This window comes from Streptomyces sp. NPDC001781 (assembly GCF_053596035.1).
In genome coordinates, this window is the sequence record NZ_JBSFFI010000008.1 from 74,525 (window position 1) to 94,763 (window position 20,239).

At 71.9% G+C, this 20,239-nt stretch carries 16 protein-coding genes; 6 read left to right on the top strand and 10 right to left on the bottom strand.

The features are described from left to right. Positions 1–6: 6 nt before the first annotated feature. Positions 7–1,377, bottom strand: coding sequence for a ferredoxin reductase family protein (locus tag ACWCV3_RS10070; RefSeq protein WP_451221129.1), 1,371 nt, complete (start codon positions 1,375–1,377; stop codon positions 7–9). A gap of 169 nt (positions 1,378–1,546) precedes the next feature. Between ACWCV3_RS10070 and ACWCV3_RS10075 the strand changes: the two genes are divergently transcribed. Then, the gene (locus tag ACWCV3_RS10075; RefSeq protein WP_451221132.1) at positions 1,547–2,290 is read left to right on the top strand and encodes a response regulator transcription factor; all 744 of its coding nucleotides are present in this window, start codon (positions 1,547–1,549) and stop codon (positions 2,288–2,290) included. Continuing rightward, on the top strand, positions 2,287–3,747 hold the full coding sequence (locus ACWCV3_RS10080; protein WP_451221135.1) for a HAMP domain-containing sensor histidine kinase: 1,461 nt from the start codon (positions 2,287–2,289) through the stop codon (positions 3,745–3,747). The genes ACWCV3_RS10075 and ACWCV3_RS10080 overlap by 4 nt, the downstream gene beginning before the upstream one ends. A gap of 60 nt (positions 3,748–3,807) precedes the next feature. On the opposite strand, the gene ACWCV3_RS10085 is transcribed toward ACWCV3_RS10080, so the two are convergent. The 7 genes from ACWCV3_RS10085 to ACWCV3_RS10115 all read right to left on the bottom strand — a co-directional run bounded on the left by ACWCV3_RS10085 (position 3,808) and on the right by ACWCV3_RS10115 (position 11,336). Continuing rightward, positions 3,808–4,416, bottom strand: a complete 609-nt coding sequence (locus tag ACWCV3_RS10085; RefSeq protein ID WP_451221138.1) for a hypothetical protein — start codon at positions 4,414–4,416, stop codon at positions 3,808–3,810. Positions 4,417–4,983: 567 nt separating this feature from the next. After that, positions 4,984–5,853, bottom strand: a complete 870-nt coding sequence (locus ACWCV3_RS10090) for a MurR/RpiR family transcriptional regulator (protein ID WP_451221141.1) — start codon at positions 5,851–5,853, stop codon at positions 4,984–4,986. Between the two features lie 59 nt (positions 5,854–5,912). Next, positions 5,913–7,238, bottom strand: coding sequence for a cyanophycinase (locus ACWCV3_RS10095; RefSeq protein WP_451221144.1), 1,326 nt, complete (start codon positions 7,236–7,238; stop codon positions 5,913–5,915). A 135-nt stretch (positions 7,239–7,373) separates the two neighbouring features. Continuing rightward, positions 7,374–8,600: a M20/M25/M40 family metallo-hydrolase gene (locus ACWCV3_RS10100; RefSeq protein ID WP_451221147.1), complete on the bottom strand. Its 1,227-nt coding sequence runs from the start codon at positions 8,598–8,600 to the stop codon at positions 7,374–7,376. Then, positions 8,597–9,349: an amino acid ABC transporter ATP-binding protein gene (locus ACWCV3_RS10105; RefSeq protein WP_451221497.1), complete on the bottom strand. Its 753-nt coding sequence runs from the start codon at positions 9,347–9,349 to the stop codon at positions 8,597–8,599. Before ACWCV3_RS10105 ends, ACWCV3_RS10100 begins: the two co-directional genes overlap by 4 nt. 50 nt (positions 9,350–9,399) lie before the next feature. Next, a complete protein-coding gene (locus ACWCV3_RS10110) occupies positions 9,400–10,383 on the bottom strand; it encodes an amino acid ABC transporter permease (RefSeq protein WP_451221150.1) in 984 nt (327 codons plus the stop codon). A 2-nt stretch (positions 10,384–10,385) separates the two neighbouring features. Beyond that, positions 10,386–11,336, bottom strand: a complete 951-nt coding sequence (locus ACWCV3_RS10115) for an ABC transporter substrate-binding protein (protein WP_451221153.1) — start codon at positions 11,334–11,336, stop codon at positions 10,386–10,388. A 302-nt stretch (positions 11,337–11,638) separates the two neighbouring features. Here ACWCV3_RS10115 and ACWCV3_RS10120 point away from each other — a divergent pair, with 302 nt between their 5' ends. Next, positions 11,639–12,694, top strand: a complete 1,056-nt coding sequence (locus ACWCV3_RS10120; protein ID WP_451221156.1) for a hypothetical protein — start codon at positions 11,639–11,641, stop codon at positions 12,692–12,694. Positions 12,695–12,770: 76 nt separating this feature from the next. Here the strand turns inward: ACWCV3_RS10120 and ppk2 are convergent, their stop codons facing one another. After that, on the bottom strand, positions 12,771–13,574 hold the full coding sequence (ppk2, locus tag ACWCV3_RS10125) for a polyphosphate kinase 2 (RefSeq protein WP_451221158.1): 804 nt from the start codon (positions 13,572–13,574) through the stop codon (positions 12,771–12,773). A gap of 385 nt (positions 13,575–13,959) precedes the next feature. Here ppk2 and ACWCV3_RS10130 point away from each other — a divergent pair, with 385 nt between their 5' ends. Then, positions 13,960–15,324: an MFS transporter gene (locus ACWCV3_RS10130; protein ID WP_451221500.1), complete on the top strand. Its 1,365-nt coding sequence runs from the start codon at positions 13,960–13,962 to the stop codon at positions 15,322–15,324. Positions 15,325–15,421: 97 nt separating this feature from the next. Here ACWCV3_RS10130 and ACWCV3_RS10135 read toward each other — a convergent pair whose 3' ends face one another. After that, complete coding sequence (locus ACWCV3_RS10135; RefSeq protein WP_451221161.1) at positions 15,422–16,846, bottom strand: protein kinase domain-containing protein; 1,425 nt, start codon at positions 16,844–16,846, stop codon at positions 15,422–15,424. A gap of 320 nt (positions 16,847–17,166) precedes the next feature. Here ACWCV3_RS10135 and ACWCV3_RS10140 point away from each other — a divergent pair, with 320 nt between their 5' ends. Continuing rightward, entirely contained in the window at positions 17,167–17,787 is a 621-nt protein-coding gene (locus ACWCV3_RS10140) for an SRPBCC family protein (RefSeq protein WP_451221503.1), read from the top strand. A 37-nt stretch (positions 17,788–17,824) separates the two neighbouring features. Further along, entirely contained in the window at positions 17,825–20,158 is a 2,334-nt protein-coding gene (locus ACWCV3_RS10145) for an FdhF/YdeP family oxidoreductase (RefSeq protein WP_451221164.1), read from the top strand. The last annotated feature ends 81 nt before the right edge of the window (positions 20,159–20,239 follow it).

The following is a 20,239-nucleotide window of genomic DNA, read 5'->3' on the forward strand; positions in this document are numbered from 1 at the left end:
ACGCCCCTACAGGGAGAAGGACTCGCTGTGGACGCGGCGGGCGGGAACCCCGGCCGTCCGCAGGGCCGTGAGCGCAGCCTCGGTCATTCCGGGAGGACCGCACACGTAGCAGTCGCGGTCGGCCACGTCCGGTACGAGAGCCTGGAGCGTCCGCGCGTCGAGGGGAATCCGGTAGCCCGCCGGTTCGCTCACCGAGAGGTGGAGCCGGGTACCGCGCGCCGCGGCCAGCTCCTCCAGCTCGCCGCGCAGGACCAGGTCCTCGGGCCGCCGCGCCCAGTACACCAGCACGGGGTCACCGGGGAGCGTCTCGAACAGGGTCCGCAGCGGAGTGATGCCCACCCCGCCCGCCAGCAGCAGCGACCGGGTGCCGCGGGAGCGGTCGCCGGTCAGCGCGCCGTAGGGCCCCTCGGCCCAGACCCGGGTACCGGGACGCAGCCGCGTCAGCCGGGCACTGTGGTCACCGGCGGCCTTGACCGTGATCCTCAGCCCGCGCCCGTCGGCCGGAGCCGACAGCGAGTAGGGCGACGCGGTCCACCACATGCCCGGGACCATGAACCGCCACCGCATGAACTGTCCAGGACGGATGCGGAGTTCCTCCAGATGGCGTCCGGTGATCAGCACCGACACCACCCCCGGCCCCTCGGCCCGCACCCCGGCGACCCGCAGCCGGTGCCGGCGGGACAACCGGACGGGCTTCAGGACCCGGAACCAGCAGACCAGCCCGGCGACCCCGCCGTACAGCGCGTACCAGCACGCCTGCGCCACGGTGTTGCCCGCGAAGTCGGCCCCGGTGGCCAGTTGGTGGCCGAAAGCGAGGAACACCGCGGCATAGGTCGCCAGGTGCAGGTGGTACCAGGTCTCGTGACTCAGCCTGGTGCGCGCGGCCCTCGCGGAGACCACGGCGGTGACCAGGAAGATCACCAGGGCGGCGAGTGCCTTCAGCATGTCCGGGTAGTGCAGCACCACCTGGCCCGCCTCGCGCACGGGCGACACCCGTCCGGTCAGCGCGTAGCCCTCGATGATCAGCACCACGTGCGCCGTGATCAGCGTGATCGTCCATCGGCCGAGCCAGGCGTGCCAGCGGGCGAGCCGGTCGGGCCCCACCGTCGCGTCGAGCAGGGGAACCCGGCTCATCAGCAGCACCACCAGCGCGCACAGGTAACCCGCCAGCAGTCCCGTCAGGCGGCCCGCCCCCGTCAGCCAGCCCGACGCGCCGACCACGGAAGAGGTGTCCGCCCACCACAGCCCCAGCAGGGCGGCCGCGCCGCCGAGGGCCGCGCAGCGCACGGCCCCGACGGCCAGGCTCTCCGACATGCCCCGCCCCGCACGTCCGGGGCCGTTCGGCGCCCGGACGGGGCGTATGACCTGAGTGCTCACTTCTGTCCCTCCTTGCCGCGGAAGACCGCACCGGTCGGCGCTCGGACACCACCGTGACCGAGCAGGCTTTGAAAACCCTCTCAACGGCGGATCCGGGACGATGTTCAGAGGAAACTCAGAACATCGCCGAGCCGCCCGCCCCGCGGGGATGCCGCATGCTGGAACCGAGATGAACAGCCATGACTCCCCCGCTCCGGCACCCCGCACCCCCGACGGAAGGGCGCCGCGGGCGCTGGTCGTCGACGACGAGGCCGACCTGACCGACGTCGTCGGCGCCGCTCTGCGCTCCGAGGGCTGGGACGTGCGCACCGCGGCCACCGCCGCCGAGGCCCTCGCGGTGACCGCCTCGTTCGAACCCGACGCCGTGGTCCTCGACTGGATGCTGCCCGACGGCGACGGTCCCGGCGTACTGCGCCGGCTTCGCCGGGACCGACCTGGGCTGTGCGTGCTCTTCCTCACCGCGCGCGACGCCGTGGAGGACCGCGTCGCGGGCATCACCGCCGGTGCGGACGACTACGTCACCAAACCGTTCAGCATCGAGGAGCTCCTGGCCCGCCTGAGGGGCCTGATGCGCCGGGCAGGGCTGACCGCCCAGCACCAGCCCGACGACGCCAACCTCGTCGTCGGCGATCTCGTGATGGACGAGAGCGCCCGCGAGGTGACCCGCGGCGGCCGGCACGTGGACCTGTCCAAGACGGAGTTCGAGCTGCTGCGCTACCTCATGCGCAACCCGCGGCGCGTGCTGTCCAAGGCCCAGATCCTGGACCGGGTGTGGGCCTACGACTTCGGGGGCCGCGCCCATGTCGTCGAGCTGTACATCAGCTATCTCCGCAAGAAGATCGACGCCGGCCATCCGCCCCTCATCCACACCGTCCGCGGCGTGGGCTACGTACTGCGTCCGGAACAGCGATGAGCCGCTCGCTGCGCCTGCCCCGGTCCCTGCGCGCCCGCCTCACCACCGGACTCGTCCTGCTGCTCGCGCTGGCCTGCACGTGCGTCGGCATCGTCACGGTGCTGGCGCTGGAAGGGTTCCTGGTCAACCGCCTGGACCAGCAACTCGCCGCCACCGGAGGCCGGTTCGCCGCGAGCCTGGAGCACGAGGCGCGTCGCGACGCGGACAACCTCCCGGACACCCGCGGCCAGTCCGACGGCACCCTCGGGGCCCGCAGCTTCGAGGGGCACGTCACCGCGGCGGCCGTGGTGCGCGGGACGGCCGACCGGGTGGTCCCGCTCAGCGAGGCCGACCGGCGCACCCTCCTCACTGTAGAGGCCGACGGCCGCCCCCGGACGGTCCACCTCACCGGCATCGGCGCCTATCGCGTCGCGGCCTGGAGCGGCGACGACGCGGACGTCCTGATCACCGGTCTGCCACTGCACCCGGTGGAGGAGACCGTGCACCGGCTCGAAGCCGTGGAGTCCGTCGTCTTCGGGGCCGTCCTCGTCGCGGCCGGCGTCACCGGCGCGCTGTGGGTGCGCCGTTCACTGCGCCCACTGGAACGGCTGGACCGCACCGCGCAGCAGGTGACCGCTCTTCCCCTGGCGACCGGACAGGTGGCCATGCCGCCGCCACTGCCGGCCGACCGCGCCGACACCGAAGTGGGCCGCCTCACCCACTCGTTCAACCAACTTCTCGGCCATGTCGGCGACGCCCTCGACCGCCGTCACCGGGGGGAGGAACGGCTGCGCACCTTCGCCGCCGACGCCGGACACGAACTGCGGACGCCCGTCGCCACCATCCGCGCCCACGCCGAACTCGCCATGCGGCACGGAGAGCCACTGCCCGGCGAGGTGCGGCACGCCCTGGAACGCATCGAGGCGCAGTCGCGGCGCATGAGCCTCCTGGTCGACGAGCTCCTTCTGCTGGCCCGGCTCGACGCGGGACGTGAACTCCGGCGAGAGCCGGTCGACCTGACCCGGATCGTCCTCGACGCGACCGCGGACGCGGCGGCCCGCCACCCCGGACACCGCTGGGAGCTCGACCTGCCCGAGGAACCCGTCGAGGTGACCGGAGACCCCGAACGACTGCAGCAGGCCGTCACCAACCTGCTCGGCAACGCCGGGCGCCACACGCCGGAGGGGACCCGCGTCGACATCGTCCTGTCGGCCGGACCGGGACCGGCCCGGCTCTCGGTCACCGACGACGGCCCCGGCATTCCGCCCGACCTGCTGACGCGCGTGTTCGGCCGCTTCACCCGCGGCGACTCGTCCCGTGCGCGTGCCACGGGCTCGACCGGTCTCGGCCTCGCCATCGTGGACGCCGTCGCGCGGGCACACGGCGGCCGGATCGAGGCGAGCAGCGAGGCCGGTCGTACCTGCTTCACCCTGATCCTGCCCGCCGAGGACGATCAGCCCGGCGTCGGTCCGTCCTGACCCGCACGGGCCACCGGGCGGGGGCACCGCTTCGCCCCCGCCCGCACGGGTGGCGCAGGCTCAGATGGTCGGGGTGTCGTCGACGACCGGCTTGTGGATCTCCACGACGGGCTTCCATCCGGCGGTGAACTCGATGAAGTCCGCACGGGTGGGGTAGGTGTCGATGGCGCGACGGTCCCGCTTGGGGCTGTCGCCCCCCTTGCGCCCGCGGGGAATCTGCTCCTCGAAGATGTCGACCTTGACGTCGGGAACCTCCTTCAGACCCTGGCGCCAGATCTGCACGACGTCGGCGCCGAACGCCTGCCGGGCCGCCGCGTAGAGAGCCGAGAGGGCTCCCTTGTCACCGCCGGGGACGAAAAGCGCGAGGTCGAGGACGACACCGGCGGACTGGAGGACCTCGATGGTCGCCGGGCCGTTCTCGTCGGCCACGTGGATTCCGGCTTCATTCTCGTCGCCGGGAAGGCACGAGACCTCTTCCTGGAATACGGTTCTCGCCGTTATAGAGCCGCCCTCGAAATCCTCACCGGACTTCGTCAGAAAAGCAGGAACAAAGCAACCGGGAAGCTTGAGTTCTGCCGTGTCGGCGGAAACGAAGAGCTTGTCCTTCGTGCCGAGCTTCGTCACCTCTTCCAATGAGAGGCGGCGAGCGGTGATCTTCTCCGTGTTCACAATTTCCCTTTCAGGTCGCTCTGTCCCTTAGGGAAAGGACGCTATCACGAGATTCCGAGGTCAACTGCCCAGTGTTTATTGGGTATACGACCCCCGATGGCCTGGGCAGGGGGAGACGGAAGCGAGTTCCGCTCGGTCAGGAACACGCATCCGCCGCGTAGTGTCTCCCGTCATGGCGCCGGGGATCAAACGGCGGTTGCATTTCGGTGCGTTGGGTGCATCTCGAAGAGAGCGGCCGAAACGGACCGGATGCTCCGGCATCGCGCCGTCCGAGCCCCCTGCGGGCGACATCCGGACGAAGCGCGAATCGAAGCCGGGCGCCGCGGGGCGGCACACCGTGGCGCGCCGTGCCGGGGCACCGCGTGCGGCCCGGTCGGCCCGCGGTCACCCGGCGGCCGTCGCGAAGCCTCGAGCCGGGGAGCCGTCGCAGGTGCGCGGTGCGGGCCGTGCGGCGTCCGCCACGTCGATCACCGCCTCCGGGGCGGGGCGCACCGCGATCCGCCGGTAACCCCCGCCGGTCCCGGCGAGCCCGGCATGAGCCGAACGAAGGACCCCACGGGACAGCGCTCAGGAGAGCAGACCCGTGGCCCGCGCCAGCCGTTCGCCCTCCTTGAGGCGGGCGTGGGCCTCCTCGCCCAGGGCGTGCACCAGGCCGGCCACGACCGTCTCGATCACAGCCATCGTCGGCACCAGGCTGTCGTACGGGGAGGGGGTGGTCACCCGGGCGGCCAGCACCACCTCGGAATGGGCGGCGGCGGGCGACAGCCAGGGGTCGGTGAAGAGGACGACCCGGCCGCCCCGTTCGTGGAGCAGCTCGACGAGCGCCGCCTTGTCCGGCTCGTAGCGCCGGTAGTCGAAGACGACCAGGACGTCGCGGCGCCCCCAGCTCGTCATGGCCGCGGTCCGCTCGACGGTGCGCTCGGACAGCACCGAGACACCATCGCGCAACTGCATCAGGTGAAGTGCCAGGTACTGGGCCAGGTGGGCGGTGAAGCGGCCGCCGGTGAGCGTGATCCGCCGCTTGGGGTCGCCCAGCAGCTCGACGGCGCGCTCCAGGTCGTGCGGCGGCAGTTCGTCGTAGGTCTGTGCGAGGGCCGCCGTGAAGACCCGACGGCCCTGGTCGAGCAGGCTCTCGTCACCTTCCTGCTCGGTCGCGCCCCGGCCCGACGACTCGTACAGGGACAGGGGAGAGGCGCTGCGTTCCTCGAGCTCCGCGCGCAGGCCGGACTGGAAGTCGGGGAAGCCCCGGAACCCGAAGCGGCCCACGAACCGCAGCACCGTCGGGGCGCTGACGCGGGCCCGTTCGGCCACGACGGCCACCGTCTCGAAACCGGCGGCGGGGTAGTCGGCGAGGAGCACCCTGCCGACCCGGCGCTCCGCGGGGCTGAGCTCTCCCAGCTGCTGGCGGATCCGGTCGGCGAGGGTGCCCTTGGCCATGAGACGTTCCTTTGCGGGATGAGCGGTGCGTCGAGACTAGCGTCGCCTGCAGCGCCGGGTCAGTCGGTGCGGGCGCCGGGGTCGATGTCCAGGCGCAGGTCCAGCAGCGTCTGCGGCGTGGTGCCGTCCGCGCTGAGCGGCCGGAAACCACGGGGTTCGGTCAGGGTGACGGTGAACCGTGGGCCGCTCTCGTAGGTGCTCGCGGTGGCGCTGCGACGCGTGGAGGCAGCCAGCGCGCGGGCCGTGGTGCGCAGGCTGTACGGCGTGCCCGCGGCGTTCTGGGGGGAGTGGAAGACGTCCGTGTTGGACGGCACCGGTCCGTACGGGGCCGGGGCCAGCGGGTTCTTGCCCGGACCGGCCACCACTCCCGTGCGGGCGTCGTAGCTGTCGCCCGATGTCAGATAGCTGTAGCGGGCGTTGTGCAGGTGCCAGCCCGCGGGCCCTTCTCCCTCGCGGGCGGCGGACAGGTCAAGGACGCTGACGCCCTGGCTGCCGATGACACGCGCCCGCTCATGCGTGCTCCCCGGACGGTCGACGACCAGAGCCGTGTCCTCGTCGAGGGCGTAGACGATCGTGTGGCCGGTGTCGGCGGCCAGGCGCAGCGCACGTCCCTCGCGTCCCGAGGTTCCGGTGTGGGTGTCGAGCAGACCCGAGCGCAGGAAGCCGAAACCACCCCGGGGCAGATAGCCGAGGACCGTCGGGTCGTCGAAGTACCCGGGTCTGCTGCCGTCCCGCAGTGCCGGGTAGGAGTCGCCCCCGGTGACCATGTCGGGGCCGGACGCGATCTGGGCGCCGGCGCTGGAGCCCGAGACCACGGCGCCTTCGGTCAGCTTGGCGCGGATCGCGGCGAGCACCTTGGAGTCGGTGTGCCGAGCGCCGTGCAGCAGCGTGGTGACGTACCGGTACTGATCGCCGCCGCCGAAGAAGAACCCGGTCATCGAGTTGATCTGCGTGACCACCGCGTCGGAGTCGGCGTTGGCCGTGTGGTCCAGGTCCACCGGGATCCACTGGGCGTCCCGGGCGCCGTGGCGCCGGAAGAGACCGGCGTAGTAGGCGCCGTTGCACTCGGAGTTGCTGCACTTCTCGGGATCGTCCGCGTCCGGGTCCTGGGAGGCGGGCACGGACGCCGCGGTCAGGATGCCGATGCGGGCTCGTCCGGGGCCGCCCGCGCGGCGGACGATCTCCCCGTACACCTGCGCGTTGTCGTCTCTGAGGCCCCCGCCGACCAGGACGAGCGAGCCGGGACCGTGGTGGGAGGGCGCCGGACCGGACGGGACGGCGGGGGCCGGGTTCGCGCCGATCACGCCGAGGCAGACGGCGACACCGGCCGCGCCGATTGCGCGGCGGACGCCACGCGACGGACGAGAGTGGGAAGAGCTGCTCATCGAGGTGTGCTCCTTTGGAGAGAGGGGGCGCGTGTCGTAAGTGCGGGCCGCCCAGGGGCGATGGTGCTTCGGCGGGCGGCCTCGCGTCGGCCCGGACGCGGGTGAGTCACGGACACGGGCCGACGTCCGGGCGGATCACAGGGACGGGCCGCCGTGCGGGTCGCCTACCTCGGTGATCAGGGCGGCCAGGAGCGCGACGCGTCGGGGGACCGAGGACACGTCGAGCCACTCGTCCGGGCCGTGGTCCCCGCCGCCCACGGGCCCGAGTCCGTCCAGGACCGGGGTACCGGTCCCGGCGATGATGTTCGCGTCCCCGACGCCGCCGGTCGCGGCCGTACCGACCCGCAGCCCGAGCGCGGCTCCGACCCGGAGGGCCGCCCCGGCGAGGCGGCGGACCGGCGCCGTGGCCTCCATCGGCGGGCACACGTCCGTGACCTCCACCACCGCGTGGGTGCCGGGAACCGACGGTGTACGCGCCAGGGCCTCGACCGCCCTGCGGCAGTCGCCGAGGCCCTGGGTGCTCGACGACCGGATCTCGACGTGCAGCTCCGCCTCGGCGGGCACGATGTTGGGCCGTGAACCGGACCGCACCACACCGACGTTGACGGTCACGTCCGGGAACCGGCCGTTCAGGGCCTGGAGAGCGACCACGAGGTGGGCCGCGGCCAGGGCGGCGTGGGCGCCCCGCTCCGGTTCGATACCGGCGTGCGCGGCGCGGCCGGTGACCGTGACGCGGAGATCGGCCACGCCCTTGCGGGCGATGACCAGGTCACCGTTCTCCCGTGCGCACTCCAGGGCGAGCGCGCAGTCGGCCTCGGCCGCGGCGGCCTCGGTCACCGGGCGGCTCACCGGTGACCCGATCTCCTCGTCGGGAGTCGCCAGCAGGACGAGTTCGGCGTACTGGTCCCAGCCGAGCGCGTCGAGCGCGTCGACGGCATGGATCCCGGCGAGGAGCCCGCCCTTGTCGTCGCTGACGCCGGGGCCGTACGCGTGGTCGCCCCGCACGGTGAAGGGACGCGCCGCCGCGGTCCCGTCGTCGAACACGGTGTCCATGTGGCCGGCCAGGAGAACACGGCGTGCACCGTCCACGTGCGCGAGGGCGCCCGTCCGGCGCGCCACGAGAACGTCTCCGGCGGCCTGCCCCGTGGGCAGCGTGCCACCGGACAGCCGCTCCACGGTGAAGCCGAGCCCGTACATGCGGCCCTCCACCCAGTCGGCGACGCGGTTGACGCCGTCGGCGCTGTACGAGCCGGAGTCCACCGCGACCAGCTGTGCGAGTTCGTCGAGATAGCGGGGAAGGGAGGTGCGGGTGTGCGCCAGGAGGCTGTCCGCGGTGGGACGGCCGGCGACCGGGGCGCTCACAGTACCTTCGACAGGAAGGCACGGGTGCGCTCCTGCTGAGGCCGGGTCAGTACCTCCCGCGGGTCGCCCGCTTCCACCACGACTCCGTCGTCCATGAAGACGGCGGTGTCGGCCACCTCGCGGGCGAAGCCGATCTCGTGGGTGACCACCACCATCGTCATGCCGTCCTCGGCGAGGGACCGCATGACGTCCAGAACGTCACCCACCAGCTCCGGATCGAGTGCCGAGGTCGGCTCGTCGAAGAGCATGAGCCTCGGCTTCATGGCCAGCGCGCGGGCGATCGCGACCCGCTGCTGCTGGCCGCCGGACAGCTGGGCGGGGTGATGCCGGGCCCGGTCGGCGAGGCCGACACGCTCCAGGAGCTCCATCGCCTCCTCGCGGACCTGCGCCCTCTGACGACGTGCCACCCGCACGGGCGCCTCGGTCACGTTCTCCAGCGCGGTCAGATGCGGGAAGAGGTTGAAGCGCTGGAACACCATGCCGATGGCGCGCCGGTGCTCGGCCACCTCGCGTTCGCGCAGTTCGTACAGGCTGCCGCCGCTTTCCCGGTAGCCGACGGGCACTCCGGACACCGTGAGACGGCCGCCGTCGATCTTCTCCAGGTGGTTGATGCAGCGCAGAAAGGTCGACTTGCCCGACCCGGAGGGGCCGAGCAGGCAGCACACCTGCCCGGGTTCCACGGTCAGGTCGATGCCCTTGAGCACCTCCAGGCGGCCGAAGCTCTTGCGCACGCCCTCGGCGCGCACCATCGGCTCGGCCCTGGCCGGGGTGGCTTCCTGCGCGGTCGGTGAGGCGGTGGTCATGCCGGATCCTTCGCGGTCTCGTTCGTGTCGGCCGGGGCGGTCGCGGGCTTGCGGGCGAGAACACCGCCGGAGACCAGGCGGGCCAGCGGCGACACCCGGCCGGCGGACTGCCCGCGGCCGTAGCGGCGCTCCAGCCAGGCCTGCGGCAGGCTCAGCAGGCTGACCAGGACCAGGTACCAGAGGCTGGCGACCATGAGCATCGGGATGACCTGGTAGTTCTGCGCGTAGACGTCCTGGATGTTCGACATCAGGTCATGGGCGGCGATCACCGAGACCAGCGCGGTCATCTTGAGCATGTTGATGGTCTCGTTGCCCATCGGCGGGATGATCACGCGCATCGCCTGCGGCAGGACGATCCGGCGCATGGTCAGGGCCGGCCGCATGCCGAGCGAGTGTGCGGCCTCGGTCTGGCCCGGATCGACGGACTGGATGCCCGCGCGCACGATCTCGCTCGCGTAGGCGGCCTCGTTGAGACCGAGTGCCAGCAGCGCGGCGACCGAGGGGGTCAGAAGGGCGTTGGTGTCCCCGCTGAAGAAGGTGATGTGGGTGAACGGGACACCGATCAGCACCTTCTTGTAGAGGGCGGCGGCATACCCCCAGAAGATGATCTGGACGAGCAGCGGCGTGCCCCGGAAGACCCAGACGAACAGCGTCGACAGGCCGTACAGCACCGGGTTGTGTGACAGGCGCAGCACGGCGAGGAGGGTGCCCAGAACCAGGCCGAGCGCCATCGCGGCCGCGGTCAGCCACAGGGTGGTGGCCAGGCCGTCGAAGATCAGCCCCTCGAAGAGGTAGTCCCCGACGATGTCCCAGTGCAGGTTGGCGTTGCGCGCGAGCGAGCCGAAGAGGCCGCCGACGGCCAGCAGGGCGGCGAGCGCCGCGATCCAGCGGCCCCAGTGCCGGACCGGCACGATCCGCGGCTCGCCGGGGGGCGGGGCATCTGTGCGGGACGTGCCCGCCGTGACGGAAGCGGTGGTCATGATCAGTCCACCGCCGCGTTCTTCGTGGCGCTCTTCAGGGCGATCGACGCGACACCGTACTTGGCGTAGATCTTCTTGACGGTGCCGTCGTCGATGAGCGACTGCAGCGCCTTCTGTACTGCGTCGGTCAGCTGCGGCAGCTTCTTGGATATCGCGATGCCGTTGGGAGAGGCGTTGTAGCCGCCGGGCGCCCCGGGATCCTCGACCAGGTCGAAGGCCCTGCCCGCGTCGGCGGTCCTCGCGATCCAGCCGGCGGCGGGCTTCGTCAGGACCTCGGCGTCCACCTTGCCGGAGCGCAGGGCCAGTTGGGCGTCGGAGTCCTTGGGGTACGTCTGGATCTCCAACTGCCCGCCACCGCAGTCCTTCTGGTGCGCCTTGAGCAGCTTCAGCTGGTTCGTCGCGGCCTGTACGGCGACCTTGCGGCCGCACAGGTCGTGCAGCGTCGCGATCTTCTTCGGGTTGCCCTCGGCGACGAGGATCCCGGAGCCCGACTGCGAGTAGTCGACGAAGTCGACGACCTGCTGGCGTTCCCTGTTGTCGGTGATCGCCGACATCGCCGCGTCGAACTTGCCGGCCTGGATCGCCGGCACGATGCCGTCGAACTTCTGCGGGGTGAACTTCATCGCCACACCGAGCCGGGCTCCCAGCGCCTGCCCCAAGTCGTAGTCCAGACCCGTCAGTTCGCTGCCTCCCTCCTTCACGAACATCTCGAAGGGCGCGTAGGGCACGTCGGAGGCGACGCGCACGGTGCCCGTCTTCCTGACGGCGTCCGGCAGCGAGGCGTGCAGCTGAGCGTCCTTCTTGACCGTGACCCCGGCGATCTTGAGCGAGGCGGGGGCTTCGCCGCCTGCGCCGTCGGCGTCGGTATCGGTGCCGCACGCTCCGAGGAGGCAGGCGAGCACTGTGGCGGCTGCGGCCGGAACGAGGCGGCGCGATGCGGATCTGAAAGTCACGGAGGTCTCTCTTCGCTTGCGGCGGAGCCGGCGGGCTGTACGAGCACGGAAATTACATCGCGTACGAACTTCTGCATAGATGTAACGGCTGTTACGTTCAGGTAACGCGACGCCTCCGCCTGTGTGAAGCCGTCCAAGACTGGCGAGACAAAGGCATTGCGTGACGTCCCCTGCGTGGTGTCGTGAGATTTCTGCGATTACATATGGCGCCAGCAAGGTCGAGGTTGTATGTTCCGAGTCCGCCTCCGGGTGTGGTCGGCGTACTCACGCCGCGCCAAGAGGCGTGAGCGGAAGGAGACTCCGTGACATCCCTCTCCGTCGGCCGTGGTGCCCTGCGCGCCGTGCTACTGGCCTCGATGCTCGCCGTGACCTGCGCGGGGCTCGCGCCGCCCGCCGAGGCGCGGGCCGCTCGGGTCCGCCTGGGCAGCGCGAGCGACGCGAGCCGCGCCTCCTGGTCCGGCCCCGCCTTCACGATGAACGGCGACGGCGGTGTCGTCGCCGCGTCGATGGGCCGTGCGATCGACGCGATCCGCGGCGGGAGCGGCAGCCTCGACGTCGTGGTTCTGGCCGGTTCGGCCCCCTCGTCCGGCAGCGCCACCCCCGAGTGCGACACCGTGATGGGTCTCCCGGGCGTCAACTCCTGCACGACCTGGACCCTCACGGCCGCTTCGGACGGCGACAACGCCCAGGTGAACCAGGACGTCCGCAACGCGGAGTTCGTCTACTTCGCCGGCGGCGACCAGTGCCGTTACACCGCGTGGAAGGGCACCGGCCTCCAGGCGTCGGTCAAGTCCGTCGTCGCCAAGGGCGGCGGAGCCGGGGGCGGCAGCGCCGGAACCCACATCAACAGCTCCGTCGTGTACGACGCGTGCAGGGGAAGCATCACCAGCGACGAGGCGCTCGCCAACCCCTACGACTCGTACGCCACCTTCACCACCGGCATGTTCTCCTGGCCCCACTACGCGGACACGATCAACGACTCCCACTTCGTCGCCCGCGACCGGATGGGCCGCCTGATGTCCTTCACCGCGCGAGCGGTCAAGGACGGTCTGACGGCAGGGGGCAGGGCCTGGGGCGTCGGCGTGGACGAAGGCGGTGGCTCGCTCTATCTCGACGCGCGGGGCACGGCGACGCTCTACGGTGCCGACGCCTACGTCGTCCTTGCCGACCACCAGCCCGAGCGGGCGGTGCCGGGCCAGTCGCTGACGTACAGGAACTTCAAGATCTGGCACCTCAGGCCGGGCGCCACGTTCGACTTCGCCCAACGCCCCACCTGCGGCTACTACCTGCGCAGCGTCACCAGCGGCCGGCCCGACCCCGGGCTGTACGACGGAACACCGTCGGGTTCGTGCGGCTGAACTGCCGAGCTTCCACGAAGCGCCGGGCTTCCCGAGAACGCCGGACGACCACCGTCGTCCGGCGACCGTGTGCGGCTCAGAGGTTCGCGGTGTGGTCGGGGACGTAGTTCTGCAGATCGCGCGGCGGCCGCTCGTACCCGGTCGACGGCGGCCGGGGCGGCAACTCGAGAACCGGTGGCGGCACCTCGTGGTACGGCACGGAGTCCAGCAGGTGCGCGATCATGTTGAGGCGCGCGCGGTGCTTGTCGTCACTCTCGACGACGTACCAGGGGGCCTCGGCGATGTCGGTGTGGACCATCATCTCGTCCTTCGCCCGCGAGTACGCCTCCCAGTGGGTGATCGACTCCAGGTCCATCGGCGACAGCTTCCAGCGGCGTAGCGGATCCTTCAGCCGGCGCCGGAACCGCTCCTGCTGCTCGGTGTCGCTCACCGAGAACCAGTACTTGCGCAGCAGGATTCCGTCCTCCACCAGCATCCGCTCGAAGATCGGGCACTGCCGCATGAAGAGCTGGTACTCCTCCTTGGTGCAGAAGCCCATCACATGCTCGACCCCGGCGCGGTTGTACCAGGACCGGTCGAAGAGCACGATCTCGCCGGCGGCCGGCAGATGCTCCACGTACCGCTGGAAATACCACTGTGTACGCTCGCGCTCGGTCGGCTTCGGGAGTGCCGCGATCCGCGTCACCCGCGGGTTGAGACGCTCCGAGACCCGCTTGACGGCGCCGCCCTTGCCCGCCGCGTCCCGTCCCTCGAAGACGACGACCAGCCGGACGCCCTCCGCTCGCACCCACTCCTGCATCTTCGCCAACTCGGTCTGCAGACGCAGTAGTTCCTTCTCGTACGTTGCGCGCGGGAGATCTCCCGCCTTCTTGCCGGCCATGCCGCTCCACCGCCTGCCGAGTCAGAAGGTCACTCAGGACCAGGGTCGAACACCGGGACGTCACCGTGGTTCCGACGAAGAAGCTACGCCACAGCGGCGGGCCCCGGGAGGCCGCCACGCGCCTCCGCCGTCGTGGCCGGGGCGACGGTGCGGATGCGTCCGGGTCCCCGGCCGGAACCGGACCAGCCGGCGGAGGCAGGAACGGTGAGCCGGGACCGACCGGCGGTGGCCCGGGCGCGTCCTGGCACGGTGCCCGTGATCCTCTTGGCATGATGGCCGACCGGATTCCCGAGAAGAGAACGGAGCCGGTCACGTGCCCTTCGCGGAGTCGACCGGTGGCGGCACGTCCGGGCCCCCCGGAGTACCGCCGGCCGTGCGGCGGTCCGTGGTGCCACTGCTTGCCGTGTGCACGGGATACTTCATGGTCATCCTGGACGTCACGGTCATCAACGTCGCCGTGCCCGTGGTGGGCCGGGAGCTGCCGGCCTCGCTCACCGGCATCCAGTGGATCACGGACGGGTACACCCTGGTCTTCGCCGGATTCCTGATGACCGGTGGCGCGCTGGGCGACCGCCTGGGCAACCGCCGCGTCTTCACAGCGGGCGTCCGGGTGTTCACGGTGGCCTCGGCCGCCTGCGCGTTCGCGCCGAACGCCGCCTTCCTCGTCGCGGCCCGGCTGGTGGAAGGGCTCGGTGCGGCGCTGATCGTCCCCGGCTCGCTCGCCCTGCTCCAGGAGGCGTACCCGCTGCCCGCCGCACGTTCACGGGCTTTCGGTCTGTGGGGGTCGATGGCGGGTGTCGCGGCCTCCGCCGGGCCGCTGCTGGGCGGGCTGCTGGTGTCCACCCTGGGCTGGCGCTGGGTCTTCCTGATCAACCTGCCCGTCGGCGTCGCCTGCCTGTTTCTGACGTGGCGGCACGTGGCGCCCTCGCCACGTCACTCGGTCCGGTCCCTGGACTGGCCGGCGCAGTGTGCCGTGGTGGTGGCGGTGGCCCTGCTGACCGGCGCGCTGAACGAAGCCGGCCGGCGAGGCTGGTCGGATCCCCTCGTGCTCGCCGGGCTGGGCCTGGTCGTGCCCGCCGTCGCGGCGTTCGTGTGGCGCGAGCGGGTCGCCCGTTCCCCCGGCCTCCCGCCGCGCCTGCTCGGCTCCCGCAGGATGGCCGGCGGTGCCGTCATCGGACTGCTGTTCAACTTCGGCTTCTACGGCATGGTGTTCACCGCCAGCCTGGACTTCCAGCACCAGCGCGGCTTCGGCGCCCTCAGGACCGGACTGGCACTGTTCCCTGCCGTGGCGATGACGATGTTCGCCTCCGTCCTGTCCGGACGGCTCGCCCGCCGCACCGGTCACCGTCCACTGGTGGTCTCCGGCATGATCCTCGGCTCGCTCGGGCTGGCCGGCTGGGCGGCGGCGGGCACGGACCCGGCCTACCCCCTGCTGGTGGCCCCGATGATGGCCGTCGGGTTCGGTACGTCCTTCGCGCTCACCGGCTCCACCGCCACGGTGATGGGGGCCGCGTCCCAGGAGTACGCGGGGGCCGCCTCCGCCCTGTTCAACACCGCCCGCCAGATCGGCAGCGCGACCGGCGTGGCCCTCGGCGGAAGCCTGCTGGCCACCGGCGCCGACTACGGCACCGGACTTCGCACCAGCATGGCAGCCGGCGCCCTCGCCTACCTGACCGCGGCGGCCGTCGCGTGGGTATGCGTCCCGCGCGGACCGAAAGCACCTCCCGCACGCCCCGCATTCCGCCCCTGACCGCACCCGCTGACCGCACCTCCCGCCCCCACCGACGGGGCTACCAGGGATGGCCGCAGGCGAGTACCGGTGACGTGGCCGCGCCCCGCGCGGCAGGTCAGCCGTGGTGCTTCCGCGCTGCCTTGTCCGGGGGGCCGCCGGGTCCGGCCGGCTTCGGCGCGCCGCCGGGCCCGGCGTGGGCAGGGGCAGCCTTGGCCTTCTTCCCGTGACCCGGGGCGTGGTGCTTGGGAGCGTCGCCGCCCTTCGCCGCACGGGGCGGCGTCCGGCGGGCGGCTGCCGGGGCCTCGGCTCGGGTCACGGCTGTCCCGCCGACCGCGGCCGAGGTGGTGGCGGTAGTCGCGGAACGTGACGGCTCGGACGCCGAACCCGACTCGGGCCGCCGCGTGTCCGGGGCCGCGGCGGCGCTCCTCGACGCCTTGGGGGAGCCGGAGGGCGGCTCGGCCAGTTCGGAGGTGGGGGAGCCTGAGCCGGCGCGTTCGTCGCCGTGCGCGCCGGTGCCCAGGGTCACGGCGAGGGTGGCTCCCAGAGCCGCCGACAGCGCGGTCAGGGCGGCGCCGACCGCGAGGCGGCGCGCCTGTCCCGGACCGCCGGTGTGCCGTGCCCGGCCCCCGCCGTGCGTCTCGTCGTCCGCCCGCGCGGAGTGGGTGACGGGGGCCACCGAGGACAGCGCGGCGGCCGGTACGGCGTGCGAGGGCGCGGCGCACAGGGCGGACAGCTCCTGGGCGCAACTCGGGGCGTCGGGCCGCGTCGCCTCGTCCAGAGCCGTCATGGCGCGCAGCAGACGGGCCAGACCGGGCGGTACCGCGTCCGGCACGACGGGCGACCTGTGCACGCGTGCCACAGCCGCTTCCAGCGGGGTCCCCGCGTACTCCAGCTCCCCTTTCAGGCATTCGAGCAGGAGCAGGCCGAGGGCGTAGACGTCGGCGGCCGGCCGGACCTCCCTGCCCATGACCTGCTCCGGCGCGAGATAGGCGGCGGTTCCTATGAGGACGTCGGAGGCGGTGTGGTGGGTGGCGTTCACCAGCCGGGCGATGCCGAAGTCCGCGAGGTGCGGAGCACCGGAGGCGTCCAGCAGGACGTTCGAGGGCTTGATGTCGCGGTGCACGATGCCGACGTCGTGCACATGGGCGAGCGCTCGCGCGAGGGCGGCGCCCAGCTCGGTGACGCGCCGTGGGGACAGCGGCCCGCTCGCGAGGCACTCGCGCAGCGTCCGCCCCGTGACCAGCTCCATGACGAGGTAGGCGCGACCCTGGTGCCTGCCGGCGTCGTAGACGGTCACCAGACCGGGATGCTGAAGCCGCGCCAGAAGGACGGCCTCCTCGGTGAACCGCCGTTCCATCTCCGGCTCCGCTCCCGCCCGGAAGATCTTGACGGCGACCCGCCGTCCGAGGCGGGCGTCGACGCCCTCGTAGACGTCGGCGGCGCCTCCTCGCCCGATACCGGCGCCCAGCCGGTACCGGTCGCCCACGGTCTCCGCGGACATCCTCTGCGTCGGCGGGAAGTCTGTCGGGGGGCCGTTCATTCATGTCTCCGTTACTGTCACCGCGAGCCAGGCCGGCAATCGACGCCGTGTGGCGCGGGTACCCGCTTCTAGGGCAGGCACCCCGGCCGCTTCGAGCCGACGGGCGCGCCTCGTGGTGGCGCGGGAGGACCCGGCAGCCGACGCGCGCCGTCCGCGACCGGGCCGGGACCGTCTCCTTCTCACGCTCGGGGCCGTCCGGGACGCCCGCGCGGCCGGATGACTCGAACACCGGGATCGGGGAACCAGGAGAGATGCCCTGCCCCACAAGGGGAGGGCCGGGTCTCCCGGCGCCCGGCTCCCGCACCGGAAGAAGGATCATGATGGCGCACGAGGACGACGGTGGGCAGGCCGTGCCGGACACCCCGGGCATGCGTGCCGACGCCGGCGGTGCCGCAATCCACCGCTCCCTGCGCGAGCCGCACGTCGAGGAGACGATCGAGGTCGCGGTGCCGGTCCGGACGGCCTACGACCAGTGGACGCAGTTCAAGACGTTCCCGCGCTTCTCGGCCGTGGTGCGCGACGTCGAGCAGAGCAGGCCCACCGTCACCGCGTGGACCCTCGGCTACGGCCCCCTGCGGCACCGTTTCGCGGTCGAGATCGTGGAACAGGACCCCGACGCGTACCTGGCCTGGCGTGGCCTGGAGCAGCACCCCACCCACCAGGGCGAAGTCGAGTTCAGGCCGACGGAGTCCGGTGGCACCGCGATCACGGTCCGGATGCTCCTCCAGCCGCGGGGAGCCGCGAAGGTCCTCACCCGCTCGTCCCGGGTCGTGGGGCTGAGCGCGCGACTGCTGCGCGCAGAACTGGTGAGCTTCAGGCACTTCATCGAAGCACTCGGCCAGGCGGGCGGCGCATGGCGCGGCACCATCCGCAACGGCCGTGTCCAGCACGACTCCCCGGAACCGCCCAGGAGCCGTGTCGCCCAGTGGCCCGTCGGCTGAACCCGCGTACCGCACCCGGCAAGAGAAAGGCCAAGCGATGCAGAACCCGCCCGGTGAGGAGCCGGAGACCTCCCTCTTTGTGACACCGCCGAAGAAGTGGGCGGCCGGGGTTCCCGCCGTCGTGCACGCGCTGGAGTACTCCCTGGAGCAGACCTCCCCGCGCAGGACCGGGATCGACCTGCTCACCATGAACCAGGTGGGCGGCGTCGACTGCCCCGGCTGCGCGTGGGCGGACCCCGCTCCGGGCCGGCGCCATCGCAACGAGTACTGCGAGAACGGCGCCAAGCACATCAACGACGAGGCCACGACGCGCCGGATCACCGCCGGCTTCTTCCGCGAGCACAGCGTGTCCGATCTGGCCACCCGCTCCGACATGTGGCTCAACCAGCAGGGCCGGCTCACCGAGCCGATGATCAAACGGCCCGGGTCGGACCACTACGAGCCGATTGGCTGGCACGACGCCCTCGGCGTCCTGGCGCAGCAGCTCCGGGGGCTGGACTCGCCCGACGAGGCGGTCTTCTACACCTCCGGCCGGGCCGGCAACGAGGCCGCCTTCGTCCTCCAGCTCTTCGCCCGCGCCTACGGCACCAACAACCTGCCCGACTGCAGCAACATGTGCCACGAGTCCAGCGGCTTCGCCCTGAACGAGACCCTCGGCGTCGGCAAGGGCACCGTGAGTCTCGACGACCTCCACCACGCGGACCTGATCTTCCTGGTGGGGCAGAACCCGGGCAGCAATCACCCGCGGCAGCTCTCGGCCCTGGAGGAGGCCAAGCGCAACGGCGGCCGCGTCGTCGCGGTGAACCCGCTGCCGGAGGCGGGGCTGCGACGCTTCAAGAACCCGCAGAAGCCGCGTGGGGTCGTGGGGCGGGGCACCCAGATCGCCGACCGTTTCCTGCACATCAAGCCGGGCGGGGACCTCGCCCTGTTCCAGGCACTGAACCGGTTGTTGCTGGAGGCGGAGGACGCGCGTCCCGGCACCGTCCTGGACCACGCCTTCATCGACGCCCACACCTCCGGTTTCGAGGAGTTCGCCCGGCACGCCCGCACCGTCGACTGGGACGACGTGCGCGCCGCGACGGGGCTCACCCGAGAGGAGATCGAGAAAGTCCGGGACGAGGTCCTGCGCAGCGAACGCGTCGTCGTGTGCTGGGCGATGGGCATCACCCAGCACAAGCACGGCGTACCCACCATCCGGGAGATCGTCAACTTCCTTATGCTGCGCGGCAATCTGGGGCGCGCCGGCACCGGCGCCTGCCCGGTGCGCGGCCACAGCAACGTCCAGGGCGACCGCACCATGGGCATCTGGGAGCAGATGCCGGACACCTTCCTGGACGCACTTCGGAAGGAGTTCGGCTTCGATCCGCCTCGCCCGCACGGCCTGGACTCGGTGAACTCGATCAAGGCGATGCTGGAGGGCCGCGTCAAGGTCTTCCTCGCCCTGGCCGGGAACTTCGTGCGCGCGGCGCCCGACAGCGAGGTCACCGAGAAGGCGATGCGCTCGTGCCGGCTGACCGCCCACATCTCCACCAAGCTCAACCGCTCGCACACCGTCTGCGGCGACACCGCCCTGATCCTGCCGACGCTGGGGCGCACCGAGCGGGACGTCCAGGCCGGCGGTGAGCAGTTCGTCACCGTCGAGGACTCCATGAGCGAGGTGCACACCTCCCAGGGACGACTCGAACCAGCCTCGCGTGCGCTGCTGAGCGAGGTCGCCATCCTGTGCCGGCTCGCCCGGCTGAGCCTCGGCGACAAGGTGGACATCCCCTGGGCCGAGTTCGAGGGCGACTACGGCACCATCCGCGACAGCATCTCCCGGGTCGTGCCGGGCTTCCACGACTTCAACGCCCGGGTGACCCGTCCGGGAGGCTTCCGGCTACCCAACCCGGTCAACGAGGGCGTCTTCCGGACCGAGACCGGCAAGGCCCGGTTCACCTGCAACGAGCGGGTGGTCCCCCGGGCCCCCGAGGGTCACCTCCTGCTGCAGACCCTGCGCTCGCACGACCAGTGGAACACCGTTCCCTACACCGACAACGACCGCTACCGGGGCATCCACGGCAGCCGCCACGTGATCCTCGTCAACCCGGCCGACCTCACCGAACTCGGCCTCGCGCAGGGCGATCGCGTGGACCTGGTGAGCGTGTGGGAGGACGGCACGGAGCGCCGGGCCGAGAACTTCGAGGTCGTGTCCTACCCGGCGGCCAAGGGCTCGGCCGCCGCCTACTACCCCGAGACCAACGTCCTGGTGCCGCTCGACAGCGTCGCCGACGTGAGCAACCAGCCCACGTCGAAGGGCATCGTGGTCCGCCTCGAACCCGTGGGCGACCGGTCGCGCCCGGCACCCGTCCGACCGAGACCGACGACGGCGTAGCTCCGGGGGCCCCGCCGGATCAGCGGGGCCCCGGGCCGCGGAGCGCCGGGCACGCGGCCTCGGCGGAGGCAGGCGAGCGGC